Genomic DNA, 6,800 nt, shown 5'->3' on the forward strand with positions numbered 1-6,800 from the left:
TCTCCGTCCACCTGAATACGCGAGGTACTCCCCATGGTGCATAGCATGACCGCTTTTGCTCGTGTCGAGCGCGCTGGCAGCCAAGGCACCCTGGTCTGGGAGCTGCGCTCGGTCAACCACCGCTATCTCGAACCCCACCTGCGCCTGCCCGAGGCCCTGCGCGACCTCGAAGGCGCCGTACGCGAAGGCCTGCGCCAAGGCCTCTCGCGCGGCAAGGTCGAGTGCACCCTGCGTCTGAGCGAGGACAGCACCGGCAAGCCACTGCAGGTCGATCGCGAACGTGCCGCGCAACTGGTCGCCGCCGCCGAAACCGTCGCCAGCCTGATCAAGCAACCGGCACCGCTCAACCCGCTGGAAGTACTGGCCTGGCCGGGCGTGCTGGTGGCCGACGCCACCGACCCGCAAGCGCTCAATGCCGAAGCCATCGCACTGTTCGACGAAGCCCTGACCGAACTCAAGGCCGGCCGCCAACGCGAAGGCGCCGAACTGGCCCGGCTGATCAACGAGCGCCTGGACAGCATGGCCGGAGAAGTCGCCACCCTGCGCGCCCTGGTGCCGCAGATGCTCGCCGCACAGCGGCAGAAGGTCCTCGACCGCTTCAGCGACATGCAGGCCGAGCTCGACCCACAACGCCTGGAACAGGAGATGGTCCTGCTGGCGCAGAAAAGCGACGTCGCCGAAGAGCTGGACCGCCTCAGCACTCACGTCACCGAAGTACGTCGGGTACTCAAGTCGGGCGGCGCCGCCGGCCGGCGCCTGGACTTCCTGATGCAGGAGCTCAACCGCGAAGCCAACACTCTTGGCTCCAAGGCATTCGACCCACGCAGCACGCAGGCGGCAGTCAACCTGAAGGTGCTGATCGAACAGATGCGTGAACAAGTACAGAACATCGAGTAAGGCCACCCCTACCATGAACCACAGCAGCGGCACCCTCTACATCGTCTCGGCCCCGTCCGGCGCCGGCAAGACCAGCCTGGTCACTGAGCTGATCAGGCAAGACCCGCGTGTGAGCGTCTCGGTATCGCATACCACGCGCAAGATGCGCCCAGGCGAAAAGCATGGAACGAACTATCACTTCGTCAGCCATGACGAGTTCAAGACACTCATCGCCAAGAATGACTTCCTTGAGCATGCCGAGGTGTTCGGCAACTTCTACGGTACTTCCCGCAGCGCGATGCAGCAGACGCTGAACAAGGGAAAAGACCTGATACTGGAAATCGACTGGCAAGGAGCCCGTCAGGTACGCAAGCTAATGCCAAAAGCGCGCTCGATCTTCATCCTGCCACCGAGCCAGCAGGCCCTGCGCCAACGCTTGGACGGTCGCGGCCAGGACAGCGAAGAAATCATCGCCGGACGCATGAAGGAAGCGGTCAGCGAGATGGAGCATTACAACGAGTACGAGTACGTCATCATCAACGACAAGTTTGATGATGCACTCGAAGACCTCAAGGCGGTGTTCCGCTCGAACCGCGAAGATGGTGCGGATGCCGTGCAGCATGCCGAAAAGCTGAAGCTGGATAACCAGCAGCGAGTACACCGAGCACTACTCAAAGAGCTGATCGGCTGAAGATAGCCTGGGTCTCTATGAGGCCCATTCGCCGCGGTTCGTCGCCACGACAAGCCGGCTCCCACAAGGGTATGCAATCTCCTGTGGGAGCCGGCTTGCCGGCGATGGGCTGCAAAGCAGCCCCTTTTTCCTTACTCCTGCAGCTGCAACGTCGCCTGCTGACGCAGGGTAGCCCCCAGGAAGTATGCCGGCGCACGCAGCCGCGACAGCAGCATCAGCACGATGCCCAGCGCCGAGATGATCGCCGCGATCACGAATACCAGCCCCAGCCCCCCAACATGCGAGCCACTGCCGAAGTCCGGCGAGGCGCTGTCGATCGCCGTGCGCAGGAAGATCACCGACAGGATCAGGCCACCCACCAGCGGGCACACGCCGCGCATGAAGAAGTGGCGCACGCTGTCGAACAGGCTGCGGCGGAAGTACCACACGCAGGCGAAGGCGGTCAGCGAATAGTAGAAGCAGATCATCATGCCCAGGGCGGTGATGGTGTCGGCCAGCACGTTCTCGCTGAGGGTACGCATGGTCACGTAGAACAGACCTGCGGCAATACCGGCACAGATGGTCGCGTAGCGCGGCGTCTGCGAACGCGGGCAAACAGTGGCGAAGCGTTGCGGCACCGCGCCGTAGTAACCCATGGCAAGCAGGGTGCGCGCCGGCGAGACGAAAGTCGATTGCAGCGAGGCGGCGGTGCTGGCCAGCACCGCGATCGACATCAGGATCGCCAGCGGTCCCATCACCGGCCCGGCCAGGTGGGCGAACACGTTCTCCTGGATGCGCGGATTGTTCAGGCCCAGGCCGTGCTCACTGATCCCGGCAAACTGCAGGGTGGCGATGGCGGTGAGCAGGTACAGGCCGAGAATCAGCAGCACGGTCCAGGTTGCCGCCTTGCCCGGTACTTCATCGCTGCCGATCGACTCTTCGCTGACGGTCAGGCACACGTCCCAGCCCCAGAAAATGAAAATCGACAACGACAGGCCGGCGGCAAAGGCTGAGAACGACTCGACACCGAACGGGTTGAACCAGGCCAGGTCGAACGCCAGCGGCGGCGGCGCAGTGGTCTCGCCGAACGCTGCGAAGGCGAAGCCGATCAGCACCAGCAACTGCAAGGCCACCAAGCCGTACTGCACCGTCATGGTGGTGGCCATGCCGCGACAGCAGATCCACACCGCCAGGGCGATGAACACGCAACAGGTGGTGACGTTGATCAACAGGTTGTCCGCCAACGCGGCCAGCTCCTGGTTGCCGGTGATCTGGGCCAAGAACAGGTAGAAGAAGTCCACCGCCACGCCTGCCAGATTGGACAGCACGATGGTGGTGGCGACCACCAGCCCCCAGCCGCCGATCCAGCCGATCATCGGGCCGAAGGCCCGGGCCGACCAGGTGAAGGACGTGCCGCTGTCGGGCTCCGCCGAGTTCAGCTCGCGGTAGCCCAGGGCGACCAGCAGCATCGGCAGGAAGCCGACGATGAACACCGCCGGCAGGTGGGCGCCGACTTCACGCACGGTCGGGCCGAGCGCGCCAGTCAGGGTGTAGACCGGCGCAATGGTGGAAATGCCCAGCACGACGCTGGCCAGCAGACCGAGGCGGCCCTTGGCCAGGCCCTTGCTGCGCTGGGTGTTGCCCGAGTCGGCCGCCACGTCAGGGGGGCGGCCGGCTTCTGTGTAATCGCTCATGAGTATTTGCCGTAACTATTGGAATTGTTTTCACAGGCCCGTCGTAGCGGGCCCGCTTCCACTCATTGAAAGCTCACTGCCGGGGTGGGTCATCCGAGACTACCGGGTGACGTCAGAGGATCTTCTGGCGCACACCCTCCCGTGCAGCATGGGCAATGCAGGCCTCGCGGAACGCCTCGAACAGGCGCAGCGAAACCGGGTTTTCGGCGAAACGCCATTCAGGGTGCCACTGCACGCCGAGTACAAAGCCCGGCGCATCAGGCATCGACACCGCTTCGATCAGGCCATCCGGGGCCCGTGCCTCGACGCGCAGGCCCGGGGCCAGGCGGTCGATGCCCTGGCTGTGCAGCGAGTTGACCTCGAACCGCGCAGCCAGGCCCAGGCGCTCGAGCACCCCACCCGGCTGTATGCCGACGGGGTGACGAGGGCCGTATTGCACCTCCAGGGGTGCGTCCTCAGGTTCGCGGTGGTCCAGGTAGCCGGGCAATTCCTGCACCCGTTGGTGCAGGCTGCCACCGAGGGCCACGTTCAGTTCCTGGAAGCCACGGCAGATGCAGAACACCGGCACACCCGCGGCAATGGCCGCCTGCAGCAGCGGCAAGGTCAGGCGGTCACGTGCAAGATCGTGCCGGGTGCCTTCCGCGCTGGGCGCGCCATTGTAATGATGCGGCTCGACATTTGAAGGCGAACCGGTAAAAAGAATGCCATCGAGCCTGGCCAGCAGCGTCTGCGTGTCGCTGCCGCCGTCACGGGCCGGCAGGATCAGCGGCAGCCCGGCAAAGCCCGCGGCCTCGACATACTTGTCGCCCACCGTGTGCGACGAGTTCTTCCCCACCTGCTGGCGGCAGGCGCTGACACCGATCAAGGGGACCGCAATTGCGCTCATGGGCTTACACCGTGTGCAGGTACCAGTTGTACTCGAGGTCGGAGATCGACACTTCGAACTCGGCCAGCTCGCTTTCCTTGCAGGCCACGAAGATGTCGATGTAGTCCGGGCTGATGTATTGGTTGAGGACTTCGCTGTCATCCAGCGCGCGCAGGGCATCACGCAGGTTGTTCGGCAGGCTCTGCTCCAGCTGCTCGTACGAGTTGCCCTCGATCGGCGCGTCCGGCTCGACCTTGTTGGTCAGGCCGTGGTGGATGCCGGCGAGGATCGCCGCGAGCATCAGGTACGGGTTGGCATCGGCGCCGGCCACGCGGTGCTCGATGCGCACGTTCTCGCTGCTGTCGGTCGGCACGCGGACAGCCACCGTGCGGTTGTCCAGGCCCCAGCTCGGCGCGTTGGGCACATAGAACTGTGCACCGAAGCGACGGTACGAGTTGATGTTCGGGCAGAGGAATGCCATCGATGCCGGCATGGTTTCCAGCACGCCACCAATGGCGTGGCGCAGGGCGTCGCTTTGCAGCGGGTCGGCATTGGCGAAGATGTTCTTGCCGGTTTTCTTGTCCAGCAACGAAATGTGTACGTGCAGGCCATTGCCCGCCTGGCCCGGATAGGGCTTGGCCATGAAGGTGGAGTCCATCTCATGGTCGTAGGCGACGTTCTTGATCAGGCGCTTGAGCAGGATCGCGTAGTCACAGGCCTTCAGCGGGTCGGCGACGTGGTGCAGGTTCACCTCGAACTGCGCCGGGGCGCTTTCCTTGACGATGGCGTCAGCCGGCAAGCCCTGCTCCTTGGCAGCTTCGAGCATGTCCTGCAGGCAGTCGGCGTATTCGTCGAGATCGTCGATCAGGTACACCTGGGTCGACTGCGGGCGCTTGCCTGAAATCGGCGAGCGCGGCGGCTGCGGGCGACCGTTGAGGTTGTCCTGGTCGATCAGGTAGAACTCCAGCTCGAACGCGGCGCAGATATCCAGGCCCAGGTCGTCGAACTTGCTCACCACCTGGCGCAGCACTTCCCGCGGGTCGGCGAAAAACGGCGCGCCGTCCAGCTCATGCATGGTCATCAGCAACTGGGCGGTCGGGCGTTTCTGCCAGGGTTCGTCGCACAGCGTGCCGGCAATCGGGAAACAGATGCGGTCGGCGTCACCGATGTCCAGGCCCAGCCCGGTGCTTTCGACGGTCGAGCCGTTGATATCCAGGGCAAACAGCGACGCCGGCAGGTTGATGCCCTTCTCGTACACCTTGTGCAGGCTGGCGCGCTCGATGCGCTTCCCGCGCACCACGCCGTTCATGTCGGAGATCAGCAGGTCGACGTACTGGGTATCCGGATGGGCATCCAGGAATTCATTCATCTCGCGGGAAGAACTGGCGCACGGGGAGACCGACGTCATGGCTGTACATCCTTTGATTCGGAGCGGCGATGTGGGAACTGCGGATGACGCCTTGTAGGGCGACGATGGTGCTGCTGTTGTTCTTTTCACTGGCCCATCGTTGGGGGCTGGTTGCCGACCGGCTGCATTGATTCCCGGGGGCCGTTCCACTATAAAATGGCCAAAACGCAACAGACATTGGCATTTAGGCAAGCAGAGCGTGCACCGATGCAATATCAGATCAACCATGCGGACCTTTCCCTGGTCCTGGCACTGGAGCGCGGCCGCTCGCTGGCCAAGGCAGCCGAACTGCTCAAGGTCGACGTTTCGACGGTGTTCCGCTCGATCCGCCGGCTGGAGTCGGCGCTGGGCACCGCCTTGTTCGTCAAGAGCCGTAAAGGCTACCTGCCCACCGACACCGCCCAGGCCCTGGCCGAGCAGGCCGAGCGCGCCGAACAGGCACTGGATGCGGCGCGCATCGCCCTCACCAGCGGCGAACAGGTGGTCAGCGGCACCGTGCGCCTGACCTGCACCGAGGCCGTGCTGCACAGCCTGCTGCTGCCGGCGCTGGCCGAGTTCATGCCCAACTATCCGGCGTTGTCGCTGGAGATGGGCACCTCCAACACCTTCGCCAACCTCAGCCGTCGCGATGCCGACATCGCCCTGCGCCTGACCAATACGCCGCCGGAGCATCTTGTCGGGCGCTGCCTGGGCTCGACCTCCTACGTGGTCTGCGGCCAGCCGGCGCTGCGCGAGCGGCTGCAGGAGGCGCCCCTGAGTGTGCCCTGGATCGCCCCCGACGATTCCATGCAGGACCACGCCACCGTGGTCTGGCGCAACCAGCAGCATCCCGGCCTGATCCCGCGCTACCAGTGCAGCGGCATGTCGACCATCGCCCAACTGGTGACCACCGGCCTGGGCGTGGCGGCGCTGCCCGACTACATGGTCCACGACCTGCCCGGCGTCGAGGCGCTGAGCGGCCCGCTGCCCGGCTGCGACACCCAGTTGTGGCTGCTGACGCGGCCCGATTGCCGTGCCCTGCGTTCGGTGCAGACGCTGTTCGAGGAGCTGACCCCGCGCCTGCGCGACGCAATGTTGCGTTAACGCGCCAAGGACGGTTGTGCCGGCGATGGACAGCACGCTATTGTCGGGCATCGGCGGTTGGCTGCAGTTGCCTGGATCGGCCCTATCGCGGGGGGCGCCCCCCCCCCCCCTGCCCCCGGGGGGGACACAAAACGGGGGGCGGGCGGGGCCCCCCCCACCCGCGCCCCCCGGGAACCCCCCCAAAAACAACAAAAACAAAAGGGG

6 protein-coding genes are annotated in these 6,800 nt (G+C 64.8%); 3 read left to right on the top strand and 3 right to left on the bottom strand.

Going from position 1 to position 6,800, the window contains the following annotated elements; genetic code table 11:
* The first annotated feature begins 33 nt into the window (after positions 1-33).
* Positions 34-897, top strand: coding sequence for a YicC/YloC family endoribonuclease (locus ACVWY1_RS24515; RefSeq protein WP_102684577.1), 864 nt, complete (start codon positions 34-36; stop codon positions 895-897).
* A 13-nt stretch (positions 898-910) separates the two neighbouring features.
* Positions 911-1,567, top strand: a complete 657-nt coding sequence (gene gmk, locus ACVWY1_RS24520) for a guanylate kinase (protein WP_139674862.1) — start codon at positions 911-913, stop codon at positions 1,565-1,567.
* Between the two features lie 131 nt (positions 1,568-1,698).
* Here gmk and ACVWY1_RS24525 read toward each other — a convergent pair whose 3' ends face one another.
* The 3 genes from ACVWY1_RS24525 to ACVWY1_RS24535 form a co-directional block, all read right to left on the bottom strand.
* Positions 1,699-3,240, bottom strand: a complete 1,542-nt coding sequence (locus ACVWY1_RS24525; protein WP_023631275.1) for an APC family permease — start codon at positions 3,238-3,240, stop codon at positions 1,699-1,701.
* A gap of 112 nt (positions 3,241-3,352) precedes the next feature.
* Positions 3,353-4,126 (bottom strand): gamma-glutamyl-gamma-aminobutyrate hydrolase family protein, encoded by a 774-nt coding sequence (locus tag ACVWY1_RS24530; RefSeq protein ID WP_102684580.1) that lies wholly within the window; start codon positions 4,124-4,126, stop codon positions 3,353-3,355.
* A gap of 4 nt (positions 4,127-4,130) precedes the next feature.
* On the bottom strand, positions 4,131-5,513 hold the full coding sequence (locus tag ACVWY1_RS24535) for a glutamine synthetase family protein (protein ID WP_102684581.1): 1,383 nt from the start codon (positions 5,511-5,513) through the stop codon (positions 4,131-4,133).
* Positions 5,514-5,720: 207 nt separating this feature from the next.
* Between ACVWY1_RS24535 and ACVWY1_RS24540 the strand changes: the two genes are divergently transcribed.
* A complete protein-coding gene (locus ACVWY1_RS24540; RefSeq protein WP_102684582.1) occupies positions 5,721-6,596 on the top strand; it encodes a LysR family transcriptional regulator in 876 nt (291 codons plus the stop codon).
* Positions 6,597-6,800: the final 204 nt, after the last annotated feature.

Source organism: Pseudomonas sp. TE6288, from assembly GCF_054062095.1.